This window comes from Erythrobacter crassostreae (assembly GCF_019204045.1).
Classification (GTDB): domain Bacteria; phylum Pseudomonadota; class Alphaproteobacteria; order Sphingomonadales; family Sphingomonadaceae; genus Erythrobacter; species Erythrobacter crassostreae.
On record NZ_JAGSPC010000001.1, the window covers coordinates 2,047,756 to 2,071,382 of the forward strand.

28 protein-coding genes and 1 tRNA gene are annotated in these 23,627 nt (G+C 56.8%); 10 read left to right on the top strand and 19 right to left on the bottom strand.

Features of this window, described 5'->3' with window-relative positions:
• Positions 1 to 35 precede the first annotated feature (35 nt).
• The 3 genes from dnaG to KCG46_RS10060 are packed head-to-tail and all read right to left on the bottom strand — an operon-like array spanning position 36 to position 3,176.
• Entirely contained in the window at positions 36 to 1,913 is a 1,878-nt protein-coding gene (gene dnaG / locus KCG46_RS10050) for a DNA primase (protein WP_218405084.1), read from the bottom strand.
• Between the two features lie 41 nt (positions 1,914 to 1,954).
• Complete coding sequence (locus KCG46_RS10055; RefSeq protein ID WP_218405085.1) at positions 1,955 to 2,710, bottom strand: hypothetical protein; 756 nt, start codon at positions 2,708 to 2,710, stop codon at positions 1,955 to 1,957.
• A gap of 16 nt (positions 2,711 to 2,726) precedes the next feature.
• Complete coding sequence (locus tag KCG46_RS10060) at positions 2,727 to 3,176, bottom strand: GatB/YqeY domain-containing protein (RefSeq protein WP_218405086.1); 450 nt, start codon at positions 3,174 to 3,176, stop codon at positions 2,727 to 2,729.
• Between the two features lie 160 nt (positions 3,177 to 3,336).
• Between KCG46_RS10060 and carA the strand changes: the two genes are divergently transcribed.
• The 8 genes from carA to greA all read left to right on the top strand — a co-directional run bounded on the left by carA (position 3,337) and on the right by greA (position 10,265).
• The gene (gene carA, locus KCG46_RS10065) at positions 3,337 to 4,518 is read left to right on the top strand and encodes a glutamine-hydrolyzing carbamoyl-phosphate synthase small subunit (RefSeq protein ID WP_218405087.1); all 1,182 of its coding nucleotides are present in this window, start codon (positions 3,337 to 3,339) and stop codon (positions 4,516 to 4,518) included.
• Positions 4,515 to 4,871: a hypothetical protein gene (locus KCG46_RS10070; protein ID WP_218405088.1), complete on the top strand. Its 357-nt coding sequence runs from the start codon at positions 4,515 to 4,517 to the stop codon at positions 4,869 to 4,871. The genes carA and KCG46_RS10070 overlap by 4 nt, the downstream gene beginning before the upstream one ends.
• A 55-nt stretch (positions 4,872 to 4,926) precedes the next feature.
• The gene (locus KCG46_RS10075) at positions 4,927 to 5,151 is read left to right on the top strand and encodes a hypothetical protein (protein ID WP_218405089.1); all 225 of its coding nucleotides are present in this window, start codon (positions 4,927 to 4,929) and stop codon (positions 5,149 to 5,151) included.
• Positions 5,151 to 5,666: a hypothetical protein gene (locus KCG46_RS10080; protein WP_218405090.1), complete on the top strand. Its 516-nt coding sequence runs from the start codon at positions 5,151 to 5,153 to the stop codon at positions 5,664 to 5,666. The genes KCG46_RS10075 and KCG46_RS10080 overlap by 1 nt, the downstream gene beginning before the upstream one ends.
• Positions 5,663 to 6,061, top strand: a complete 399-nt coding sequence (locus tag KCG46_RS10085) for a hypothetical protein (RefSeq protein WP_218405091.1) — start codon at positions 5,663 to 5,665, stop codon at positions 6,059 to 6,061. The genes KCG46_RS10080 and KCG46_RS10085 overlap by 4 nt, the downstream gene beginning before the upstream one ends.
• Positions 6,061 to 6,351 (top strand): hypothetical protein, encoded by a 291-nt coding sequence (locus KCG46_RS10090; RefSeq protein ID WP_218405092.1) that lies wholly within the window; start codon positions 6,061 to 6,063, stop codon positions 6,349 to 6,351. Before KCG46_RS10085 ends, KCG46_RS10090 begins: the two co-directional genes overlap by 1 nt.
• The gene (carB, locus tag KCG46_RS10095; RefSeq protein ID WP_218405093.1) at positions 6,351 to 9,674 is read left to right on the top strand and encodes a carbamoyl-phosphate synthase large subunit; all 3,324 of its coding nucleotides are present in this window, start codon (positions 6,351 to 6,353) and stop codon (positions 9,672 to 9,674) included. The genes KCG46_RS10090 and carB overlap by 1 nt, the downstream gene beginning before the upstream one ends.
• Positions 9,675 to 9,788: 114 nt before the next feature.
• Complete coding sequence (gene greA, locus KCG46_RS10100) at positions 9,789 to 10,265, top strand: transcription elongation factor GreA (protein WP_218405094.1); 477 nt, start codon at positions 9,789 to 9,791, stop codon at positions 10,263 to 10,265.
• Positions 10,266 to 10,284: 19 nt separating this feature from the next.
• Here the strand turns inward: greA and KCG46_RS10105 are convergent, their stop codons facing one another.
• The 6 genes from KCG46_RS10105 to KCG46_RS10130 form a co-directional block, all read right to left on the bottom strand.
• A complete protein-coding gene (locus KCG46_RS10105) occupies positions 10,285 to 10,773 on the bottom strand; it encodes a GNAT family N-acetyltransferase (protein ID WP_218405095.1) in 489 nt (162 codons plus the stop codon).
• 22 nt (positions 10,774 to 10,795) lie between these two features.
• A complete protein-coding gene (locus tag KCG46_RS10110; RefSeq protein ID WP_218405096.1) occupies positions 10,796 to 11,026 on the bottom strand; it encodes a DUF4170 domain-containing protein in 231 nt (76 codons plus the stop codon).
• Positions 11,027 to 11,112: 86 nt separating this feature from the next.
• The gene (locus tag KCG46_RS10115; protein WP_218405097.1) at positions 11,113 to 11,688 is read right to left on the bottom strand and encodes a hypothetical protein; all 576 of its coding nucleotides are present in this window, start codon (positions 11,686 to 11,688) and stop codon (positions 11,113 to 11,115) included.
• Entirely contained in the window at positions 11,681 to 12,079 is a 399-nt protein-coding gene (locus tag KCG46_RS10120; RefSeq protein WP_218405098.1) for a hypothetical protein, read from the bottom strand. The genes KCG46_RS10115 and KCG46_RS10120 overlap by 8 nt, the downstream gene beginning before the upstream one ends.
• On the bottom strand, positions 12,076 to 12,513 hold the full coding sequence (locus tag KCG46_RS10125; protein WP_218405099.1) for a phage holin family protein: 438 nt from the start codon (positions 12,511 to 12,513) through the stop codon (positions 12,076 to 12,078). Before KCG46_RS10125 ends, KCG46_RS10120 begins: the two co-directional genes overlap by 4 nt.
• Positions 12,514 to 12,534: 21 nt before the next feature.
• Positions 12,535 to 13,134 carry a hypothetical protein gene (locus KCG46_RS10130; RefSeq protein ID WP_218405100.1) on the bottom strand — a complete coding sequence of 200 codons (600 nt, stop codon included), beginning with the start codon at positions 13,132 to 13,134 and terminating at the stop codon, positions 12,535 to 12,537.
• A gap of 195 nt (positions 13,135 to 13,329) precedes the next feature.
• On the opposite strand from KCG46_RS10130, the gene eno reads away from it, so the two are divergent.
• Complete coding sequence (gene eno / locus KCG46_RS10135) at positions 13,330 to 14,613, top strand: phosphopyruvate hydratase (protein ID WP_218405101.1); 1,284 nt, start codon at positions 13,330 to 13,332, stop codon at positions 14,611 to 14,613.
• Here the strand turns inward: eno and KCG46_RS10140 are convergent.
• The 6 genes from KCG46_RS10140 to KCG46_RS10165 all read right to left on the bottom strand — a co-directional run bounded on the left by KCG46_RS10140 (position 14,580) and on the right by KCG46_RS10165 (position 18,014).
• Entirely contained in the window at positions 14,580 to 15,176 is a 597-nt protein-coding gene (locus KCG46_RS10140; protein WP_218405102.1) for a helix-turn-helix domain-containing protein, read from the bottom strand. The two genes, eno and KCG46_RS10140, sit on opposite strands and share 34 nt — an antisense overlap.
• Positions 15,177 to 15,333: 157 nt before the next feature.
• Positions 15,334 to 15,591 (bottom strand): hypothetical protein, encoded by a 258-nt coding sequence (locus KCG46_RS10145; RefSeq protein ID WP_218405103.1) that lies wholly within the window; start codon positions 15,589 to 15,591, stop codon positions 15,334 to 15,336.
• Between the two features lie 146 nt (positions 15,592 to 15,737).
• Positions 15,738 to 16,160: a 6,7-dimethyl-8-ribityllumazine synthase gene (ribH, locus tag KCG46_RS10150; RefSeq protein WP_218405104.1), complete on the bottom strand. Its 423-nt coding sequence runs from the start codon at positions 16,158 to 16,160 to the stop codon at positions 15,738 to 15,740.
• A gap of 6 nt (positions 16,161 to 16,166) precedes the next feature.
• Positions 16,167 to 17,414, bottom strand: coding sequence for a 3,4-dihydroxy-2-butanone-4-phosphate synthase (ribB, locus tag KCG46_RS10155; protein ID WP_218405105.1), 1,248 nt, complete (start codon positions 17,412 to 17,414; stop codon positions 16,167 to 16,169).
• Between the two features lie 105 nt (positions 17,415 to 17,519).
• Positions 17,520 to 17,595, bottom strand: a tRNA-Lys gene (locus KCG46_RS10160).
• Between the two features lie 80 nt (positions 17,596 to 17,675).
• Positions 17,676 to 18,014: a hypothetical protein gene (locus KCG46_RS10165; RefSeq protein ID WP_218405106.1), complete on the bottom strand. Its 339-nt coding sequence runs from the start codon at positions 18,012 to 18,014 to the stop codon at positions 17,676 to 17,678.
• Positions 18,015 to 18,230: 216 nt separating this feature from the next.
• Here KCG46_RS10165 and KCG46_RS10170 point away from each other — a divergent pair, with 216 nt between their 5' ends.
• A complete protein-coding gene (locus KCG46_RS10170; RefSeq protein WP_218405107.1) occupies positions 18,231 to 18,941 on the top strand; it encodes a helix-turn-helix transcriptional regulator in 711 nt (236 codons plus the stop codon).
• 5 nt (positions 18,942 to 18,946) lie between these two features.
• On the opposite strand, the gene rodA is transcribed toward KCG46_RS10170, so the two are convergent.
• From rodA to KCG46_RS10190, 4 genes are read right to left on the bottom strand one after another with little or no spacing between them, the layout of a single operon-like run.
• Positions 18,947 to 20,062: a rod shape-determining protein RodA gene (gene rodA / locus KCG46_RS10175; RefSeq protein WP_218405108.1), complete on the bottom strand. Its 1,116-nt coding sequence runs from the start codon at positions 20,060 to 20,062 to the stop codon at positions 18,947 to 18,949.
• The gene (gene mrdA, locus KCG46_RS10180) at positions 20,059 to 22,134 is read right to left on the bottom strand and encodes a penicillin-binding protein 2 (RefSeq protein WP_218405109.1); all 2,076 of its coding nucleotides are present in this window, start codon (positions 22,132 to 22,134) and stop codon (positions 20,059 to 20,061) included. Before mrdA ends, rodA begins: the two co-directional genes overlap by 4 nt.
• A complete protein-coding gene (locus KCG46_RS10185; protein WP_218405110.1) occupies positions 22,134 to 22,697 on the bottom strand; it encodes a rod shape-determining protein MreD in 564 nt (187 codons plus the stop codon). The genes mrdA and KCG46_RS10185 overlap by 1 nt, the downstream gene beginning before the upstream one ends.
• Positions 22,694 to 23,602: a rod shape-determining protein MreC gene (locus KCG46_RS10190; protein ID WP_218405111.1), complete on the bottom strand. Its 909-nt coding sequence runs from the start codon at positions 23,600 to 23,602 to the stop codon at positions 22,694 to 22,696. Before KCG46_RS10190 ends, KCG46_RS10185 begins: the two co-directional genes overlap by 4 nt.
• Between the last annotated feature and the right edge of the window lie 25 nt (positions 23,603 to 23,627).

Below are 23,627 nucleotides of genomic sequence, written 5' to 3' on the forward strand. Positions count from 1 at the left end.
ATCCATTTCGCGGTTTGCCTGCGGGAAGGGCTGGTTTAGCCGTCCGAAGACACCGAATTTTCATCTCGCGCCGCATTGGTTGCGGCCTTTTTTCGCCCAAATGCTTTTAGACGTTCTTCAACTGTTATGAGCTGCTGTCGCAACCGGGCCTGCTCTGCAAATGACCCTTCCGGATCATCATCAAACCTCGCAATCGTCGCCGCCATAGCAGCTTCGAGCGCTGGTTTATGGGCCAGCAACGACACAGCTTCAGCCAATTCCTCGCGCGCTTCACCGGGGGGCGTGCCTTCTCTGAGGAAGGTGTAACGATTGTCTACCGGTGGGGCAGGATAGCCTTGCCCATCTGATATGGCGTTTGTGCTGTCCGAATCAAGCGTTTCCGATAGTTCAATCAGCGATTCAATTGCGGGTGCGGCAATCGAGTCGTGCCGGGCAAGGGCGATGAGGGTCTCTGAATGGCGCGAAATTTCCTGTGGATGGCGCAAAAGGCCCGCGACAATTGCACCGAACAACTCCGATCGCTGGCCGCCCGCCATCGCCTTTTGCAAGGTCGCGCGTGCATCGTTCGATAGTGTGCGCGGAGCCGCAGTTTTGCCGTTCCATGGCCCGCGCTGCGGCTGTTGCCCGAATGCCTTCTTTGGCGCGCGCGGCGGATAGGCAAAGGCTGAGAACCGGTCGAGCAGTTCGCGGCGATAGAGCGACTGAATATCGCGGTCCTGAATTGTGTCGACGTGCTCCATCAGGCGCGCCTTAAGACCCGCTTTCGCTTCAGGGCTTTGCAATGGCTGTGAAGCGAGTTCGTAATCCCACAACATGTCGAGCAATGACCTTGGCGCAGACAGAAGCTTTTCCATGGCACCTGCTCCTTGTTCGTTGATCAGGTCATCAGGGTCTTTTCCGGTTGGCAATTGCACAATGCCAAGGGACCGCATCGGGGCCAGCATCGGGAGCGCGCGGCCAATGGCTCGCATCGCCGCCTTTTGCCCAGCCGCATCACCGTCAAAGCAAAGCACCGGGACCTCGACCATGCGCCACAGCATTTCGAGCTGCATTTCTGTAAGCGCCGTGCCGAGCGGTGCGACAGCATCCTCGAATCCAGCCTGAGCGAGCGCGACCACGTCCATGTAACCTTCGACCACAATAACGCGGCCCGATTGGCGTGAGGCCGGGGCAGCGCGGTGCAGGTTGTAGAGTGTCCGGCCTTTGTCGAACAGCGGGGTATCCGGCGAGTTTAGATATTTCGCGACGCCATCGCGTTTATCCAGAATGCGCCCGCCAAACGCGATTACCCGCCCGCGTGCATCCTGAATGGGCAGCATGATGCGCTCTCTGAAACGGTCATAGGTGTTGCCGTCATCCGTGCGGATGCGCATGCCGGTATCGACCAGCATTTCCTCGTCAAAGCGGGTAAGGGCGCTTTTCAAAGCCTGCTTGTTCTCGGGCGCATAGCCGAAACCGAACTCGCGCAGAACATCAGGTTTAAGGCCGCGCCGCTTGAGGTAGCCAAGCGCTTCGGCTCCGTCGCTGGTGTGAAGATTGTGAACGAACCATTCCTGCGCCTCGGTCGTCACATCGATCAGGCTGGCGCGCTTTTCAGCTTTCTTTGCCGCGATAGGGTCAGGCGCAGGAACTTCCATTCCCGCTTCCGCCGCGAGCTCCTTAATCGCGTCGATAAAGGAAAGCCCGCGCTGTTCCGTCATCCAACTGATCACATCGCCATGCGCGCCGCAGCCAAAGCAGTGGTAGAACTGTTTCTGATCGTTGACGTAGAAGCTAGGCGTCTTCTCGTCATGGAACGGGCAGCAGCCCTTCCATTCGCGCCCCGCTTTGGTGATCTTGTCCGTGCGCAGGATGACCGTTGATAGGGTCACGCGTGCGCGCAGCTCGTCCTTCCATTGCGGGGTGATCGTCATGCTAGGCAAATGCGCCCCGCACGCCAATCATTCAAGCGTTCTTACGATCCGTCTGTGGAGGAAGCTGTGCAAGCATTGGTCACGCCTGACTTCATCTTAGGATAAGGACCTGGGCCTGTCGCAAAGGTGTCGTTCGCTTCGATCATATACGCCTCTGCCGGACCTTCGGGAGGCAATGTTGATTGCCAGAAGAACGTCAGCGGCTCCGCCTGCTCCCATTGATTGCCGCCATCACCGGCATTCACCGTCCATGATAACCCGCCATCAACGCAGGTGATTATCACATCAACTGCCTCGTTCACCGCGGCGATTGCCTCCAGCTTGGAGTAGCCTGCGTCACCGGTAAAGCCGTGAGCGGGGCTCGTCATGCGAAAGCCAGTCGCACTTTCGACAAAAGAGCTGTCCGCGCCTGCACCGCTGCCTGTGCTCGGATCGCTATCTTCGCCAGGAAACACAATGTGTACGTAGGTGTAGATCGTCCCTTCAGGGGCGGTATTCGGGTCGCATTCTTCCATCCCCGATGGGCATGCGACGTAAGATGTAATGTCCGCAAAAGCGCCTACTTCATTGGCCAAGCGCTGCTTTACTTCCGGCCCTTGTGGTCCCACAATTTTGGCGCCGAGATCCAGGTCGGCAAATTCGAGCGAAGGGAATTTAGCTGCCATGGCCTCTGCTTCCCCGTCGGTGGTCGCGACTTCCAGATCTGTCGCGTCTCCGGCTGTGTTGTCCGGGTCAACTTCGTCGCTGCAAGCGGCGAGCATAATGACAGGTGAGAGCAAAAGCGCGTTGCGGATCATGTGAGGTATTCCTCTTCTAAAAACTCTTTTTCAGGATGGCACTCGCGGTGCCCATATCCACAACAGCGCCGTATTTGCTTTTCAGTTCCGCCATAACTTTGCCCATATCCTTAATGGATGCAGCGCCAACTGTTACTTTTGCCGCTTCGATGGCGGCCTTCGTTTCTTCCTCGCTCATCATCTGAGGCAGAAACCCCTCGATGATGGCAAGTTCGCTGCGCTCTTTGTCGGCCAGCTCTTCGCGGCCACCGTCAACATACATGGTTATCGACTCGCGCCGCTGCTTGGCCATTTTCTGCAAAACGGATGTGACCAGCTCATCGTCAGGGATTTCTTTCCCACTGGTGCGCTCGGCAATATCGCGATCTTTAATCTTGGCTGAAATCTGGCGAAGCGTCGCTGTGCGCTCCTTTTCCTTTGCCTTCATCGCGGTGATTGTCGCGGCCTTGATGTCATCACGGATCATGGTGTTTCGCTTCTTTTTGTCATTAGTTGTGGATGGATTGGTATATGGGCGCGCTCTAACGCATTGCGACCCCTCGGGCTAGGTTGACGGGGAGGCAACACGCGCTTAGCCGATGGGACTTAGCGACATTGCTGGAAACACCTGACTCGGAGAGCCCCGAATGGCTTCTGCTGCCTCACGTCCTGCGCAACCCAACGGTGCGACGGGAATCCTGGTTTTGGCCGATGGTTCGGTCATTTGGGGAAAGGCATTCGGAGCAACCGGAAGCCAGGTTGGCGAGGTGTGCTTTAACACCTCGATGACCGGGTATCAGGAGGTGATGACCGATCCATCCTACGCGGCTCAGATCGTGACCTTTACATTCCCGCATATCGGCAATGTCGGCGCGAACGCCGAAGATGCCGAAAGCGCGGTCGAAGGTGCAGTTGGCTGCATCGTGCGCGAGGATGTGACGGAGCCGTCCAACTTCCGCAGCTTGGAACGCTTCACCGAATGGATGGAGCGGCACGGCAAGATCGGCCTGTCCGGTGTTGATACCCGCGCTCTGACCCGCCGCATCCGCATGTCAGGCGCGCCCAATGCCGTGATCGCGCACAGCCCCGACGGCAAGTTCGACGTGGATGCGTTGATCGCACGCGCGCAGGAATGGGCCGGGCTTGAGGGGATGGACCTCGCCAAGCGTGTTACCCGCGATGCTCAAGAAAGCTGGGAAGGCGGATATTGGCGGCTGGGCCATGGCTATGGCCGCGCATCCCGCGATGCCACCCCGCATGTGGTCGCGATTGATTACGGGGCGAAGGACAACATCTTCCGCAATCTTGTGAAAGCGGGCGCGAAGGTAACGGTGGTTCCGGCCAAGACGACGCTGGACGAGATTATGGCGCTGAAACCGGACGGCGTGTTCCTTTCCAACGGCCCCGGCGATCCTGCGGCGACGGGCGAATATGCTGTGCCAGTGATTAAGGCTCTGCTGGAGGCGGATATGCCGCTGTTCGGTATCTGCTTGGGCCACCAGATGCTCGCCTTGGCTGCGGGCGCAAAGACGGTGAAAATGCATCAAGGGCACCGCGGCGCAAACCATCCGGTTCAGCGTGTGGGAGAAGCTTGGGGCGAAACCAGCGGTCTGGTGGAGATCACCAGCATGAACCACGGCTTTGCAGTGGACGGCGACACGCTGCCCGACACCCTTGAGCAGACGCATGTGAGCCTGTTCGACGGATCAAACTGCGGTATCGCGGTAAAGGGCAAACGCGCTTTCGGTGTGCAGTACCACCCGGAGGCCAGCCCGGGCCCGCAGGATAGCTTTTACCTGTTCGAGAAGTTTGTTGGACGGTTGAAATGAAGATCTATTCCGTATTGCCATTACTCGCTGTTTTGGGCGCTTGCTCAGGGGCTTTTTCGTCAAGCGAGCCAGGGCCAATTACTGATGAGCAATTTGCCGAACTCAAAGACGAGTGTGGGATCAGCGATGCAACGCTTGCGACAGGTGATCGCAGTGTGAGCTTTACGACCGACGACGGAATTCCTGTGACGGGAACAATCGAAGGTGAAAGCGCAGAATCCAAAACCGTCATCTTAGGCAGCGGAAAATCGCAGCAGGAAATGGTTGGACTGATTATCTGTCTGGCGGAATTTCAAGAACGCACCGGCGCACAATTCGAAACCGATGCCGGCGCGTCGGGAATCGAGTTTTGATGTTAGGGTCAGGCGGCTGGCAGGTTGTGTTCATGTACAGATTGGTGGTTTCATAATGGCGATTGTAAGAACGTTTGATAAACTCGATCTCAAAGCTAATGCACGTCACACCGAGACAAATGGCGGTTGGTCGATCCAAGGTCAGGACGGCGAGAAGTTTCTTCAGATCAATACAGTTGGTTCGTCAGATCGAGAGATCCCCGGCAAAGTGTCTCAAACACTGCGCCTAAGCAAAGACGCAGTCGAACAGCTAGCTGATCTGGCAGAAAAGCACCTCTAATGTGGTTTCTGAGACTTCTCCCGGCATTCCTGCTGCTCCCCGCATGCTCGCTGTTCGACGACAGCGATCCCCGTGAAGGCGCCGAAGAGCAAAACGTCTGCATTGAGCGCTACATCAACACGCTCAACCGGCAGGATCGCAATCTGTTGATCCAGTCGCAGGATGTGGTTGTGCCGGTCTTCACCTATGATGTGACCAAGATGGACCTTGAGGCGATGAATGCTTTGATGGTTGAGGGCAGCGACCAATCGGCTGGTATTCGCCTAACCCAGCAGTTTAACGAGGTTTCCACTGCCGTCGCCCGATTCAAAGCGGAACCAGTGGATGAGAAGGGTGCCTTCTTCCTAGGCCATGACCCCGCGCTGTACCGTGTGCGCGGCGAAGCCATCCAGCTCGATCAATTGCTCGCCGCTGCCTGTGAACGCCAGCAAGCTGATATGCGACTGGTTGATCTGACATATGAGCCAGCGCGGGCCAACGCAGACAATGTCGAAGTGGAAGGAACGCCGGAATGAAGCTGCTTTTTGTCCGACTGTTGGCCGCTTCTGCTCTGATCGCGCCTACTGCTGCGTGTGCGCATGAAAAAGCGCCTGAGACGTCTGCGATTGTCGACTATGAATATGCCAAGCACGATGATCTGGTGAAATACGCAAGGTGGCAGATCATCATCCATTCGGGCGCAGGGATTCCCGGATCGCCTGGCGCAGGCGAATACTACCGTCAGCCCAAGAAGGTACTGCAAGCGATTGTCGACAATTGTGAGCTTGGCCGCACGGTCTATGCCGTCGCGACCGATGGCGTGTCGGTGCTAACCATTGCGAACGATGACCTTTCCGAAAAGCAGGTCGCCTGCATTCGTTCGGCAGAGGACAATGGTCTGCGGCTCAGCGACAAGGGTGTGCGTTCGTGATGCGCGCTGCTGCAATCTTGCCCGCGACATGCGCGCTGGGAGCTTGCGGCCTATACCCGTTTGGTGATGAGGGCCACGCGCCTTCCGCCAGCAAAGACCAACTCACCGCCTTTATCGCCGCGTGCGATTTGCAAGGTGCTAAAATTGAACAAGGCGCACTTGATGGAGAGACCGAATGGGTCGTCTCCATGGGTGAGCAACCGCAGGCCAAGTGGGACTGCTACGAAGAACAAAAACGCCAGGCAGGGGTTATGGCCACCTCCTGGGGATCGGTTACGGAAAACAAGTAATGCCCAAACGCTCTGACATATCCTCCATCCTCGTCATTGGTGCTGGCCCGATCATCATCGGCCAAGCGTGCGAGTTCGATTATTCGGGCACTCAGGCGATCAAGGCGCTGAAAGAGGATGGCTACCGCGTCATTCTGGTGAACAGCAATCCAGCTACGATTATGACCGATCCGGAGTTCGCAGACGCAACTTATGTAGAGCCGATCACGCCGGACATCGTTGCGAAGATTATCGCCAAGGAAAAGCCGGACGCGTTGCTTCCTACCATGGGCGGTCAGACGGCGCTCAACTGCGCTTTAGCTTTGGATGCTGATGGCACGTTGGAGAAATACGGCGTCGAAATGATCGGCGCAAAAGCCGACGCCATCGACAAGGCGGAAAACCGGCAGCGTTTCCGTCTGGCGATGGATTCTATCGGCCTGGAAAGCGCGCGGAGCGGAGTGGCGAACACACTGGAAGAAGCCCGCGCTCTGATCGACCACACGGGACTGCCAGCAATCATCCGCCCCAGTTTCACACTCGGCGGGACGGGCGGGGGCATCGCTTATAACAAGGCGGAGTTTGACAAGATTGTGGGGGAGGGGCTGGACGCGTCGCCCACCACGGAAGTCTTGATCGAAGAATCTCTGCTCGGCTGGAAAGAATACGAGATGGAGGTTGTGCGCGACAAAGCCGACAATGCCATCATCATTTGCTCCATCGAAAACGTTGATCCGATGGGTGTCCACACCGGCGATTCCATTACGGTCGCGCCTGCTCTGACGCTGACGGATAAAGAATACCAGATCATGCGCACCGCCAGCATCGATGTGCTGCGTGAAATCGGTGTCGAAACCGGCGGTTCAAATGTTCAGTTTGCGGTGAACCCGAAAGATGGCCGTCTGATTGTGATCGAGATGAACCCGCGCGTGTCGCGATCCTCCGCGCTTGCATCCAAGGCCACCGGCTTCCCCATCGCACGCGTCGCGGCAAAACTGGCTGTGGGCTACACGTTGGACGAGATCACGAACGAGATCACCGGCGCAACCCCGGCGAGCTTTGAACCGACAATCGACTATGTCGTCACCAAAATCCCGCGCTTTGCCTTCGAGAAGTTCAAGGGGGCGCAGAATAACCTTTCCACCGCGATGAAGTCGGTTGGTGAAGTTATGGCGATTGGCCGCAACTTTCAGGAATCGATGCAGAAAGCGCTGCGCGGGTTGGAAACCGATCTGGACGGTTTCAACCGTGTGACCGAACTTGAAGGGGTCTCGCGAGAAGTGATTACGGCGGCTATCTCTCGCCGCACGCCAGACCGATTGCTGCAAGTTGCGCAGGCATTCCGCGAAGGTTTTACCGTTGAAGACGTGCAAAACGTTACCGGTTATGATCCTTGGTTCCTGCGACAGATCGAAGCAATTATCGCCGCCGAACGCGAGATTCAGGAAGATGGTCTGCCGCAAGACGCGGCTGGGTTGCGCCGTCTGAAATCCATGGGCTTCTCCGACAAGCGGCTGGCGACCCTCGCGGTTCGCTCTGTTGGTGTGGCTGGCGGCATGGCCGAAACGCAGGCGCGTGGGTCTGGCCTGTTGCATGATGCGCTGCAGGCCATGGCGGGCGCGACCAGTGAAAGCGAAGTGCGCGAACTGCGCCAAAAGCTCGGTGTTCTCCCTGTCTTCAAAAGGATTGATAGCTGCGCTGCCGAATTCGAGGCGATTACGCCGTATATGTACTCGACCTACGAAGCGCCGAGCTTTGGAGAACCAGAATGCGAGGCTGATCCATCCGAGCGCAAGAAGATCGTGATCCTTGGCGGCGGGCCGAACCGGATCGGGCAGGGCATTGAGTTCGATTATTGCTGCGTCCACGCCTGCTTTGCGCTTGCCGAGCAGGGCTATGAAACGATCATGGTCAACTGCAATCCGGAGACGGTTTCTACCGATTATGACACGTCAGACCGGCTCTATTTTGAACCGCTGACCGCCGAAGATGTGATGGAAATCTTGCGTGTTGAGCAATCGACTGGCGAACTCGTTGGCGTGATTGTCCAATTTGGCGGTCAAACGCCGCTTAAACTGGCTCAGGCTCTCGAAGATGCCGGCATTCCAATCCTCGGCACGTCACCCGACGCTATCGACCATGCTGAAGATCGCGAACGGTTTGCCAAGCTTGTTGATCAACTCAACCTCAAACAGCCGGAAAATGGCATTGCCTACACCCGTGACGAAGCCGCCGCGGTTGCAGCGCGGATCGGCTACCCGGTCTTGCTGCGCCCGTCCTTTGTTCTGGGTGGCCGCGCGATGGAGATCGTCGATTCCGAGGCTCAGCTTGATGACTACATCAAGACGGCGGTGAACGTATCGGGCGAAAGCCCAGTTCTGGTCGATCAATATCTGCGCGATGCCATTGAGTGCGATGTTGATGCCCTGTGCGATGGCGATGAAGTGCGCATTGCTGGCGTAATGCAGCACATAGAGGAGGCTGGTGTTCACTCCGGCGACAGCGCCTGCACCTTGCCGCCATATTCCTTGCCGCAGGAAATCGTCGAGGAAATGGAACGTCAAGCCGACGCACTTGCCAAGGCGCTAAAGGTGCGCGGCCTTATGAATGTGCAATTCGCTGTGAAAGACGGCGAAGTTTACCTGATCGAGGTCAACCCTCGCGCCAGCCGCACCGTGCCATTTGTCGCGAAAGCCATCGGGCAGCCCGTCGCAAAAATCGCAAGCCGTGTGATGGCGGGCGAGAAGCTGGCTGATTTCGAGCCGCTCAAGCGTGATCTGGATTACATGGCGATCAAGGAAGCCGTTTTCCCATTCAGCCGTTTCCCTGGCGCTGACCCGATCCTCACGCCGGAGATGAAATCCACTGGCGAGGTTATGGGGATCGACATGACATTCCCGGCTGCATTCCTGAAATCGCAAATCGGCGCCGGAATGGCGCTTCCGCGCGCTGGAACCGTATTCGTTTCGGTCAAGAATACAGACAAGCCTGTTATCGTTCCCGCAGTGAGAACTCTGATTGAACAGGGATTTTCCATTGTCGCCACTTCGGGAACCTTTAGCTATCTGATCGAGCAAGGGCTTGCGGTCGAAAAGGTGAATAAGGTCGCCGAAGGGCAGCCGCATATCGTTGATAAGATCATCGATGGTGAAATTGCACTTATCTTCAATACAACAGAGGGTTGGCAGTCACTTTTGGACTCCAAATCGATCCGAGCGACGGCCTTGGAAAAGAAGGTTCCGTACTACACAACGGCGGCCGCATCGCTCGCCGCTGCGCAGTCAATTGCAGCGATTACACCGGAGCAGCTTGAAGTCCGCAGCTTGCAAGACTATCATAGCTAAGCATTCAAGACGTCTTTCCCGACATTTTACCACGCCAAGGCCGCCTCTCATGGGCCGGTCAGACTTGAATTGACGCGGTAAAAAGCAGGGCAGCGTCCCATAGAAAGAATTGGAATGGCTACGATGGAAAAAGTTCCGATGCTCGCCGAGGGGTACGAGCGTCTGACTGCTGATCTCAAGACGCTTCGCGACGAGCGTCCACGCATCGTCGATGCGATTGAGGAAGCACGTGCGCACGGTGATCTCTCGGAAAACGCCGAATACCACGCCGCAAAAGAGCGTCAGGGTCAGGTCGAAGCCATGATTGGCGACATTGAGGGCAAGATCAGCCGCGCGCAGATCATCGACCCGACTACGTTGACGGGTGACAAAGTCGTTTTCGGCTCCACTGTCACACTGCTCGATGAAGACGACAAGCCTGTGAAATACCAGATTGTTGGCGAGACCGAAGCGGATGCCGCATCAGGCCGTATCTCGTTCAGCTCACCTTTGGCGCGGGCTATGATCGGTAAACAAGTCGAAGAAGAGATCGAAGTTACGGTTCCTTCGGGTGACAAGTTCTATCTCGTCCAGAAGATCGAATTCATCTGATTCTGCCGGAGTAAGCCTCCTAATTCAGAGGCTTTTCCATTGCATAATTATGGATCGCCACGGCTCCGCCCGCGTGGGGGATGTCAAAGTCACGGCGATGCTGAACGATATATCCCGCGCGTTCAAACGCGGGGCGAGCGAGTTCGCTGGCTTCGGTGTAGAGCTGCGACATAGCGTTTGCGCGTGCGTGCTGTTCGGACGCGGCTAGCAGTTCATCGGCCAAACCGCGGCGTGTGTGGTCCGGATGGCAATACAGCATATCCAGATGCCCGTCCGATTCCAGCAGGGAATAGGCAACGGCGTTGTCTCCTGAGTCTGCGGCGACGATAATGTGATGGCCCGCCGCTGCCCGATCAAGAAATCTACGCGCGCCCGGATGTCGATCGGACCAAGCGGTCACTTGCTTAGGTGTATAGCTTTTCGATCCGACGGAGCGGATCGCCGAAAGCGTTAGATCTGACAATGCGGGCGCGTCCCGATCAGCAAACGGGCGAATTATGTAAGCCATAACAGGCCCTCCAGCCTGTGAATTACGCGTCCGGCGTAAGCAATTTATGAATGTGGACGATGACGTATTTCATTTCCGCATCGTCAACGGTCCGCTGCGCCTGAGCGCGCCATGCGTCCACTGCGGCGTCATAAGAACTGTAAACACCGACGACATGAAGGCTTTCAGGATCCTGAAATTCGATGCCACGCGGGTCAGTCACTTTGCCGCCCATTACTAGGTGAAGCCGCTGTTCCGGAGTTGTTTCTTCCATATCTGCTGTCCTTGGGCAGGTGTGTTGAGTTGCCCGCCCTTTACCGGAAAGCGCGCCGTGAGCAAGAGGGCCGCATCGCTATGGGCTCAGTTCGCTACCCGATCCTTAATATCACGGACGGCACGTTCCGCACGTCGGCGCGTGCGCTGTGTGACCGCGCGGCCTTTGTCAGCAGCGGTTCCTGCAAAGTAATCCGCTTCTCGTCGTACTTCGCGAGCCCTTGCGGTTGCACTGTCGCTAATGTCTTCGATTTTGTCCTGACCATTTCGCGCCGTGTCGAGAGCGCTGTCGATCAACTTGATGCCGTAAGCGACAAGCGCATCTGCGAGTAGGGAGCCATAGGCTGTACCGCGTTTCTTTGCCGCTCCGCTTACGCTCTTTGCTGCGCCGGATGCAGCGCCGCTAACCGCGTTTGCCACGCCTGTGGCTGCGCCGCGCGCTGCACGGCGGCCCGGATTTGTCATCGCACCGATAACAAGACCGATAGCGATCGCTCCGCCAAGAACGGTGAGCGGGTTTTCCTTCACATATGTGGTCGCCGCGCTTGCCACTTCTTTCGCCTGATCGGTCACAGTGCGTTCGGCGATGCGCCGTTCACTGGCTTCAATCTTGGCGCGAAGTTCGTCGCGCTTGTCGATATGAACGAGATTTGTTTCAGTCATCACTGTCTCCGGGAGGGGGAGGTTCGGGTGTAGTTTCATCGGTATGAAGCTGCTCTGAATCGGTTTCGGCATCTTCTAATTCGTCTTCTGGAGTTGCCTCAATTTGGTCCTCAGCTTCTTCTAGACCAAGAATTTCCAAGATAGGTGCGCGGGTAAACCATAGGACCAGCGCACCGATTAATGCCGCGATGATGCCGCGGTTATCGTCGCTATGAACCTTGGCGACTTCGAAGACGTCTTTCGCTCCGTCGCCGACCCGGCCAGCCACACGGCCAGCGATGCCTTTGCCCGAAAGCGAGACCTTTGCGTGAGCAATGTCGGCCATCAAGACCTCACGAGCGGCGTCACGCAAGGCACGATCCTCGTAAAACTGTTGGTCAAGCTTACTCATGCGCCATCTTCCTTGCCGGAAGATCCGAACATCATGCCGAGCCTGCCCGCGTGCCCCTTTGCCGCCAAACCGAGAAGAACGGTGGCGAGCAAGAGGACGCCTACAACGATCGCAATAGCGCCCCAAATCGTGACCAGCGGCGCCAGTGCCATCACCATACCGACAGCAAGCGCCAGTACAGCGATATGCAGTGTGATAATGGCCACCACCACATATGCGATCGCGAAACCGACGCTTTTTCCAGCTATCGCCGCGCGCGTTTTCTGAAATGCAAACTCAGCTTCGGCATAGGTGCGGCCGTCATCAATCAACGCCGCAATCTCTTCAGTCAGAGATTCGTCGTAAGAATTGCCGGAGGCAGTGTCTGCGTCATCTGAGGCCGTTGGATCAGGACCGTCATGGTCCTCACCCGTTTGCCGTTCATCATCGCGCATCCACTGCCCCCTAAGTTGTGATTAGTCGCGCGATCCGCGGAACAGGCGCGCAATGATAAATCCTGCAACTGCCGCGATGCCAAGCGCTGTGCCCGGGCTCTTGCGAACGAACTCGCGTGCGTCGTCGCCGATTTCATCAACGCTTTTCGCATCCAGCTTGGCCGATGTTTCAGCGAGCGTGCGCGATGCAGAACGTGCATAATCACCATATTGCTCGCCCAGCCGCTCATCGATTTGCGGTGCAGTATCGGCAATCACTTTGCCGATCGATGCGATGCCATCGCTGGTTGCTGATTTTGCGTCTACGGCAAGATCGCCGGCGCGCGCCTTGGCTTGTTCGCCATAGGCACGGGCTTCACCCACCAGATCGTCGCTCTTGTTCATTGCTTGCTCCCGATATTCTCCAGCACGCTCGCCAGCTTCGGCGCGCAGTGCAGCTGCACCGGCCTTAGCCTCTTCCAGTGCTGCGTTGAAGCGGCTCTTTGCTTCTTCCGCAGGTTTTGCGGTTGCAGCGGTCTTTTTCGGAGCTGCTTTTTTCGCAGTCGTCCGCTTTGCAGCGGGTTTACGGGTGGTTGATTTGCTTGCAGTCTTGGTGGTTTTGGTGGTTTTTGTGTCAGCCATAGTGTTTCTATTGCCCTCCAATGTGTTGCTTTTCCAGATAGAAAAGGCGGGGTTCGTGTTTTTGAATCAACGCGCCTTGCGCCCTCTGGTTCCGGCGAATAGGGGTTCGTGAAACTGACAAAGGCGGCGCGTGCCCTGCACGGATCGCAACAGGGTGTGTTATCCCTATACAACACTTTTGTATTGGAGCCAAGTATGACTGCGATTATCGACCTGCATGGACGCGAAATTCTCGACAGCCGAGGCAACCCAACCGTTGAAGTGGACGTATTGCTCGACGATGGCAGCTTTGGCCGTGCGGCGGTCCCATCCGGTGCCTCTACCGGCGCATACGAAGCTGTCGAGCTGCGCGACGGTGACAAGGATCGGTATAAGGGGAAGGGTGTCCTCAAAGCAGTCGACGCGGTGAACAACGAGATCCGCGATTTGCTGATCGGTGCGTTCGATGCTGAAGATCAACGCGACATCGACCTGTCGATGATCGCTTTGGACGACACGCCAAACAAAGCGCGCCTTGGTGCGAATGCGATTCTAGGCACCAGCCTTGCGGTCGCAAAGGCAGCGGCGAATGCCCGCGGTCTGCCGCTTTATAGCTATCTCGGGGGCGTTTCTGCGCACGTTCTGCCGGTTCCGATGATGAACATCATCAATGGCGGAGAGCATGCAGACAACCCGATCGATATTCAGGAATTCATGGTCATGCCGGTGGGTGCTGATAGCCTTGCCGAAGCCGTGCGCTGGGGCTCCGAAATTTTCCACACGCTGAAAAAAGGTCTCTCTGACAAAGGCTTGGCAACAAGCGTTGGTGATGAGGGCGGCTTTGCTCCTGACCTTGCCAGCACCCGTGCTGCGCTCGATTTCATTATGGCATCGGTGGAGCAAGCCGGTTTCAAGCCGGGCGAAGACATCGTTCTCGCGCTGGATTGCGCTGCCAGCGAGTTCTACACGAACGGCAAGTACGAAATCTCTGGCGAGGGCATTAGCCTCGATGGGGCAGGCATGGCCGATTACCTCGCCAAACTGTGCGACGATTACCCGATCAAATCGATCGAAGACGGCATGGATGAAGACGACTTTGCCGGTTGGAAAGCAGTGACAGACGCAATCGGCGATAAAGTTCAGCTGGTGGGCGATGATCTGTTCGTGACCAATCCGGCTCGTCTCAGCGATGGTATCGAACAAGGTCTGGCGAACTCGCTTCTGGTGAAGGTCAACCAGATCGGCACACTGACTGAAACATTGGCGGCGGTCGATATGGCGCACCGTGCGCGATACACCACTGTGATGAGCCACCGTTCGGGTGAAACCGAAGATGCGACAATTGCCGATCTCGCTGTCGCAACCAATTGCGGTCAGATCAAAACCGGATCACTCGCCCGATCTGACAGGCTCGCGAAGTACAACCAGCTTATCCGGATTGAAGAAGAGCTGGGCGATAGCGCAGTTTATGCAGGCCGGGGCTGCTTTGGCGCTTTGTAAGCCGACGCGTCGAGGCTGCTGAAATAGCTATCCATCGCTTCCAAACCCGCTTCTGAAAGGCGCACGAGTACCCGGCGTTGATCGTCGTGGTCTTGTTCGCGAACGACCAGCTCGTGCTCGGCGAGAATTCCAAGCCAGCGCAGCCCGGTTGTCGATGGTGCGGCAGAACCGATGCAGGCGCTGGAAACTGACACTTTTTTCGCCTCCGCATGGGCAATGTAGAGATCGAGCAGGATGTCCCATGCGGGCTCTCCGAAGAGTTCGGAGTTGCCAAAAATGCTCTCCCGCTTGCGGCGCGTGATGTAAAGGTTGCGGGCCAGCGCGACAAAGGGTCCTCGGTTTTGTCCCGGACCCTCGGTATCTTGCGCAGGTTCACTGCGCACCAGAACCGGATGACCCGGCTGCACGCCACGATCCGTTTTTACAGGACTTTCACTGCGCAGCCGATTGGCAATCGCAGTGAGCTGTTCCGCTAGGTGCTTAAGATCCAGATCGCCTGTTGAAGAAAGCTCAAAGGCGCCGCTTCCGCTGGCAGGGCCGGTGTCGAATGTCGGTTTACCCATTTCGGCACGTCAACCTGCTTAAGCGCGAGCATAAGCACTTGTTTGTATTACCCTGCTTCAAGCCGCCTCCTGATAGATGAGGCACCTGCTCAAAGCCAGTGAGCCGCCATCGTCCTGTCAGTTTGCTAGCCCAGCGTTAGGCAATATACATTACGGACTAATCCCTAGTGCTGCCGAATTTCGGTTTTGAAGGGCCGGTTTGTGCCTCGGGAATGAGGCAGATCAAAGCGGGGTCAAATGATCCCAAATCGTTGTCATTGACGACGGCGAGGTTGCTTTGCAGTTGCTCGATTGCAGCGTTCACATGCACCGCCCCGATACCCGAACCGATTTCATCCAATCGTTTCAATTGCTGTTCCAACGTTTGGATGATCGAAAACAGTTCATGCGCTTTCGGCAGCGGCATTTGTGCCATGGTTAGGTCCCGTCATATTATTGTTTTGCGCCCTATTGGCCGACAGGCGTCCTGCCTGCCGGTTGATGGGGGTTTAGCGAGACCTTATGAATAGCTGTATACGGGCAACTACGTAGTCGAGCGGTTTGGCGCTCGGTGGGGTGGTTCTAACGACCGAAACGCTCGGTCAGTTCGAGCAGGGCAATCGCTGCTTTTGCGGCTTCTCCGCCTTTATCCTTCTGCCCTGCATCCGCGCGAGCCAAAGCCTGAGCTTCGTTTTCGACTGTGATAATACCATTGCCGATGGGGATGCCGTCCATGGTCAAAGCCATGATCGCGCGGGCGCTTTCACCCGCAACAATTTCAAAGTGATAAGTCTCACCGCGGATTACGACACCGATAGCGACGAAGCCATCGAACTGGCCGCTTTCGACTGCGAGTGCAATTGCACCGGGGATTTCCAGAGCGCCGGGAACAGTCAGCACTTCTGCTGCGTGACCGGCAGCTTCAAGCGCGCTTTTGGCGCCCGCGATCAGCATGTCGTTCAGCTGTGAATAAAACCGTGCTTCGACAATCAGGAATTTGGCCATGGGGAATTACTCCGGGATGGATTGGAAGTCTGAGATGGTCAGGCCATAGCCTTCGATCGCGACAAGGTCAGGACGGGAATTTGAAAGCAAGATCATGTCATTCACACCCAAATCCGCCAGTATTTGTGAACCGATGCCGATATTGCGAAGCTCTTCATCTTCGGTCCATTCTCTGCCCCCGATCCGGCTTGTTAGAATGACGATTACGCCGGAACCATGTTCACCAATTGCCCCCATTGCGCGTTGCAAGGTGCGCTTTCGGGCGCCGGGTTGGCCAAGGATATCGTCGAAGACCGAAATCGGATGAACGCGGGCAAGAGTGGGGGAGGTCGGATCAACATTGCCTTTTTGCAAGACGTAAGCCTGATCATTCGCAACGCGGTTGCGATAGGTGATCAGGCGCCATTGGCCGCCATAATCGCTTTCAAAACTGCTTTCTTCTAACCGCTCAACCAGATGGTCGTTGCGCATCCGGTAAGCGATCAAATCGCGGATCGTGCCGATCTTTAGGTCATGCTTGCGGGCAAAGGCGACCAGATCATCCAGACGCGCCATCGTGCCGTCTTCGTTCATGATCTCGCAGATGACACCGCTCGGATTGAGGCCAGCGAGGCGCGAAATATCGACGGCGGCCTCGGTATGGCCAGCGCGGACCAACACTCCGCCATTTCGCGCAGTCAGGGGAAATACGTGGCCGGGTGTAACGATGTCGTCCGCACCTTTGTTGGCATCAATCGCCACGGCTACGGTACGTGCACGGTCAGCTGCGGAAATGCCTGTGGTTACGCCTTCCTTTGCCTCAATCGAGATCGTGAAAGCGGTTTGCATGCTCTCTTTGTTGTTGCGGCTCATCGGCTCTAGGCCGAGCTGATCCACGCGAGCCTTATCCAGTGCAAGACAGATCAAGCCGCGCCCGTGGGTCGCCATGAAATTGATCGCTTCGGGAGTGGCCATCTGGCCGGGAATGATCAGATCGCCTTCGTTTTCGCGGTCTTCGTCATCGACAAGGATGTACATCCGGCCATTGCGCGCCTCATTGATGATTTCTTCTGCGCCGACGAGCACGGGGCGGTCGTCATTGGCGTCAAGGAAGTCCTGAAGTTTTGCAAGAGTGTCTGCGGTTGGGTTCCAATCCGGTTCTGCGGCATCGCGCAAAGTGTTGGCGTGAAGCCCCGCCGCACGGGCAAGGCCGGCTTTGGTGAATTCACCGGATGTGACGAGGTCGCGAACGCGTGTGATCATTGATGTGTTCATAGCGGCTTGGTATCACATTGAAATGTGATTGCAAGTGCGGGTGATCACATTGGTGCGGGTTTGCCCTTCCGAAAAGGCCGGGAAAGCAACTAGCATGTGAAGGAATGGTGGACCCTGTTGGGATCGAACCAACGACATTCTGATTAAGAGTCAGACGCTCTACCAACTGAGCTAAGGGTCCATTCCGATCAAGAAAGCAACAGGGCGTCCCGAATCAAGGAAGGCGCTGCATATAGCGACAGTTTCAACGATGAAAAGGCATTACGCCGCGTCACGCGCCAGCGCGCGACTTAATGCTGCGCGCATATCGATGTTGAGAGTCACTGTGGATTCGAGCGCATCGTGCATGTTTTGCTCAATGTGGACGAAGCCCGAACGCTCTAAGCCGGACACCGCACGCAGCGCTTTCGTCTGCGATATCTCGGTGATCGTGTGGAGCTGTCGCAGATTCGTTGGTGTGCCTGCGCGCTCGCGCTGGAATATGGCGCGCACAACTGTCGCCGGATCGACCAGCGAACCGTCAACATCCTGTGCTTTGCCATACGCCACATCAGCGATCTTTTGGCATAACGAATCTGTCTTCGCGCGGGAGCGAAACATCGAAACCTCCAAAATTTAAACTCGTGCCTGGCGACAGTTCCATAAGGGGGGGAATGCTGCCGCCAGGTCTTTTCACGTCCAACTAAGCCTTACGGGTGACCGCTGGCCTGCGACCCGAACGCGGGTGCTCTTTCGAACAACCACAGCCCTTATGATCGACCCTTACGTTTACGGAAAGTCGCCTAATCGGGTGACGTCATGTAAACTGGTGTAACGATGCAGGGATATTTCGGTAAAATCGAAGCACTCATCGATGTGGGGGAAGTGCTCTGGTACGCAGTTGGTGTCTGCGAAGAACTGGGAGTCGTGCGCCAAAGCTATCATTTTACACCATTATTTGATTCACCGACATCTGAACGCACCGTTGTGCATGCGCATGGCTTCGATCCAGCTTGGTTGAAGTATTATGACGAATCGGATTTCAGGAAGAGCGACCCAATTCCAGAGCGTGTGATGGCTTTTGGGGCGATGCTAACGTGGGAGGAGGCAAAAAAGATTGCTCCTAACTCGTCGGAAAACGAAGTGTTCTTTGACGCAATGCGAAAAAATGGCCTGATCCATGGGTTCGGTGTGCCGCTTTTTGGCCCGCGCAGCCGAAACGCCTACGCCTCGTTTGATTTCGGATTTCCAATTGAACGCGTGCCGGAAAGAAAGCTCGGCATTGTAAGGAGCGTTTCGCAAGCGGCGCATCAACGTGTTTGCGTTCTTCTTGAATCGACACGCGACAGGGTCGAATTGTCACAACGCGAAGAGGAGGTCCTAACATGGATTGTGCGCGGCAAGTCACTTTCGGTGATCGGCGACATCCTCGATTTGTCGCCCGACACCGTTAAGACCTATGCAAAGAGGATCTATGCAAAACTGGGGTCAACCGACAGGGTTGGTGCGGTGGTAAAAGCGCTTAAGCTCGGGCTCGTGACCGCGTAACTTTCTTACGAAAGCCCGCCGCGCGGATTTCTGCGGTTCCAACTGTTCACCATCATCAATGCCCCGATGCAGATCATATTGGTCAACATTGAAGAGCCGCCATGGCTCATAAACGGCAAGGGTATGCCGACGACTGGGGCAAAGCCCATAACCATCAGAAGATTGACCGCGATGTAGAAAAATATGGTGGCGACCATTCCCGCGGCAAGCAGGCTTGAAAACCGGTCCTGAGCCGCGCGCGCTACATCCCATCCCCAGCGCAGGATAATGCTGAATACGGCAAGGACGAACAGCCCGCCGATTAAGCCCCATTCTTCAGCCATGGTGGCGAATACGAAATCGGTGTGAGGTTCGGGCAGATATTGCAGATGGCTTTGCGAGCCATTGTTGAACCCTTTGCCAAAAATTCCCCCTGATCCGATAGCGATTTTGGACTGGATGATGTGGTAGCTCGCGCCCAGGGGATCGGCTTCGGGATCGAACATCGTCAAAACGCGCCGCTGCTGGTAATCTTGTAGGCCAAAAAAGAACGCCAGCGGCGCCGCCAAAGCAGCGGCCCCGCCGCCGAAGACAAACCAGCGTATCGGCAATCCTGCGAGAAGCATTACGACGCCTCCGCCAAATGCGATGGCCAGCGATGTACCCAGGTCTGGCTGTAGCAAGACAAGCGCGACTGGCAGCCCGATCATGGCGCCGGGTATGATCAATGCGCGCCAACTGGCAATCAGACCAACGGGCAACGAAGAGTAAAAATAGGCGAGGGTGATGACGACCACCGGTTTCATCAATTCAGACGGTTGCAGCACCATAAAGCCGAGATCGAGCCAGCGCTGGCTGCCGCCGTCTACCCGGCCAATGACCTCAACCGCCACCAAGAGGACCAGAACGCCAATATAGGCCGGATAAGTCATGAACTTCACAAATTCGCGCGGCAGGGACGCGATGATCGAAGCCATCAGAAGAAATACCGAAAAACGGACGAGGTGAGAGGATGCGTAAGGCTGCATCGCTCCACCGGCTGCCGAATACAGCACCGCAGCGCCGAATGCGACGAGCAGAAACAGCGGTATCAGCATCGCCCATGGCTGGCGCGCGATGGGCGCAGGGATAATCCCGTTCATTCGCCAGGCCCGTTAGTGGGCGGAGGCGATCCGGAGGCGACGGGGTTGGGGCGAGGGGCAATAAATTCCTCGCCAATCTCTTGCGTTCGTTCTGCTTCAAGCCGAGCCTCAGCCTCAACGCGATCAAATATATCCTCGTCCCGTGCTGGGGGCGGGGCGACGCTCGCACCGCGCTCGCTTGCATACGCGGCATAGCGTTTCTCAAGCCTTTGCTGCGCAGTACCGCCCCATTGTCTTTCGAGAGCTTGAAGCTTTTCCAGCCCCTTCGCCGGATCGAACATGAAGGTCATCACATCGCGCGCAATCGGATAGGCAGCACCCGAACCGCCGCCATGCTCAATCACCACCGCGCCGGCATAGCGCGGATTTTCGAGCGGTGCAAAGAACGTGAAGAGGCCGTGATCGCGATATTTCCAAGGGCCACTGCGACCGTCGGACACGCTCAGTGACACAACCTGCGCGGTTCCGGTTTTGCCTGCCATTTTTATGTCGGGGAAGGGCAATCGGCCCCGGCCTGCGGTTCCCGGTCCGTTGACCACATCGCTCATCGCCTGGCGAATGTAGTTTATCTCGTCATCGCGGAAATTGTAGCTGGCAGGATCATTGCTCGACCCGTCCAGAACGAGGCGCGGATTAAGCCGCTTTCCCGTTGCGAGCCGCGCGCTCATTACGGCGAGTTGCAGCGGGCTGGTCAGATAGTAACCCTGTCCGATGGAGGCGTTGACCGTATCGAACGGTGCCCATGCTCGGTCGAATTTCTCTTGTTTCCAATCTGGCGTCGGAACAGTGCCATAAAACTGGGACTGCACCGGAAGTGGGTACTGTTTTCCGAGGCCCAGATCGCTCGCCATGGCAGCGACTTTATCGAAGCCGATTTGCTGCGCGAAATGATAGAAATAGCTGTCACAGCTTTGATAGATCGCCTTGCCCATGTCGACGACGCCGTGATTGCTCCAGCAGTTGAAGAACCGGTTGCCAATCCGCCTACCCCCCCCGCACACTATGGATTCGCTGGGTTGAATACCTGCTTTCAAGAAAGCCATGCAGTGCATTGGTTTCACAGTCGAACCGGGCGGATAGAGACCTTGGAGCACTTTGTTACGCAGCGGAACACGGCGGTCTTCGCGTAGCATTGAATATTCAAGGCTGCCGATCCCGGCCGAAAAGCTGTTCGGATCGAAGCTGGGCATGCTCGCCATGCAAAGCAGATCGCCCGTCAGACAATCCATCACCACCACAGACCCACTTTCGAGGCCAATTCGGCGCGCGGCATAATCTTGCAAAGGGCCATCGATGGTCAATTTGACAGCGTCACCCTGGATATCGTCACGTGTCTCTAGGTCGCGAATGATACGGCCTGCGGCTGTGACCTCCACACGTCTGGCACCCGGCGTGCCGCGCAAATCCTGTTCGAACTGTTTTTCAAGTCCGTCTTTGCCGATTTTGTAGCCGGGCGTGATCAGGATTGGGCTGCGATCTTCTTCATATTCCTCAGCCGAAGCGGGGCCGACATATCCGATCAAATGGCCGACAGTCGAAGCGGTCGGATAGAAACGGGAAAAGCCGCGCTGCGGAACGACGCCTTGTAGATCGGGCAAGCGAACGCTGAGCGCGGCGAATTGTTCGTAATCCAACCCGCTGGCAATTTCGACCGGAGCAAATCCGCGCGCAGCGGTCACTTCCTGCTTCAAGTCGGCGATGCGGTCTGCTTCCAAATCAAGCAGCGAACCGATCTGGTCGATTGTCGCCTCGGCATCTGTCAGGCGCTCCGGAATGACATCAACGCGGAAATCGGCACGGTTGGATGCGAGGGGCGCGCCGTTGCGATCCAGTATCCAGCCGCGGCGCGGCGGAATCAAAGTCAGATTGACGCGGTTGCTTTCGGACTCGAGCCGGTATTTCTCGTTTTCGGCAATCGCGAGGTAACCCATGCGGGCCGCAAGCAGTATGCCGACGCCGCCCTGAATGGTTCCAATCACAACGCTGCGGCGATCAAATTCGCCTTTCAGCTTAGACGCATTCATGGTCGGGCCGCGCCGTTTGGGCCCTTTACGGTTAAACAGGCCAGACATCAGCCGACCCTTCGCGCACGGGCAAGCCTGAACAGGTCAAGCCGCGCGATCAAACGGGCGAGAAGCGGATAGAGCAGCACTGCCATCACAACCTGCGGCAAGGCAGCCGAGAGCATCGGAAGTGTAAGTGTTGCGCCGGAAACCACCATTGCGACAATGATATAGATCACCAGCGCTAGACCTGCGGTGAACCAGTCTTGCCAAAATCCGCGCCACGGGAAGCGGCTTTCAATCAATTCGAGCACTATCATCGCAACCGACCATAGCAGAATGGCGCTGCCAAATGGTTGGCCGCTCACCAAATCATCAACGGCACCGAGCGGTACACCTACCCACAGGGGTAGAAAACCAGGACGCATAATCCGCCACGCAATCAGCATCATAAAGCCAAGCGGTGGCAGCACAGGCATCACATCGGCAAGCAGTATGACCGGCAGAAGCGACGCGATGACGATGGAAGCATAGGGTATCGTCTGCGCGCGCCACGGCGACTGGACACGGTTGATACCGCCGCCAAACCGGTTCGCACTATGCTGAGGAGGAGAACGGAGCCGGTCTCTCAATCCTCGTTCTCCGCCGCGACAATCGAATCCTGCGGTCCAATTTCGGAGGCATTCACCGCTTCGGGTACGTATATCGGTTCAACGGAGACGAAGTCCGTTGCCGAAGGCGCTGCGACGAGCCGCGCGAGGCCCCCGTCAGGAGAGAGTTCGGTCAAAACGGCAACGGCAACACCGGGACGGTAATACCCGCCAGCGCCGCTGGTCACGAAAACGTCACCGATTTCGAGCGGGTTCAGGCCCAGATTGATTAGCCGGATGCGGACCATCCCGTCTCCCCGCCCTTCGGCAAAGGCCACGGTGTCGTCGCTTGATCGCCGAACCGGAAGTACGCTTTCGGAATCGGTGAGGAGGAGAATGCGAGAAGAACTGCGCGCCACTTCGAGAACGCGGCCTACCACACCGCGCGGGCTGCGCACGGGCATGCCTACTTCGATCCCTTGCAAACGGCCTTTTCCGATGTACGCGAACCTCCGGCTGCTCGTAGCGCTGGAGCCAACGAGACGGGTTACGGCGACTGGTTCAATTTCACTCTCCGCAAGCGCGACGAGCGATTTGAGGCGCTCGTTTTCCTGCGCCACGGCTTCGGCTTCAGCGAGTTTGATCCGGGCAAGCTCGACTTCTTCACGCAAAGCCGCGTTCTGGCTGCCTGCGTTGAAATATCCTTTGATCGAATCCCAAGTGCTGCCACCGGCATTGCGGGCTACCGCTGGGCCTTCACCAACGGTTGTGACAACGTCCTGAGCCCCGCCTCTAAGCGGGGCAAACGCAGACGGCTGCCAAAGTGACAGTGCAAGAAGGCCAAGGCCAAGCAATGCGCCAAGCCCGGCGAGCAAATAGCCGGTAAAAACCGAGTACTGGGCCCTTTTCGAAAAGCCCGATGATCGGCGCGATGACGGCGGCGCCATGCCCGCTATCCCCTTTAATCAAGCA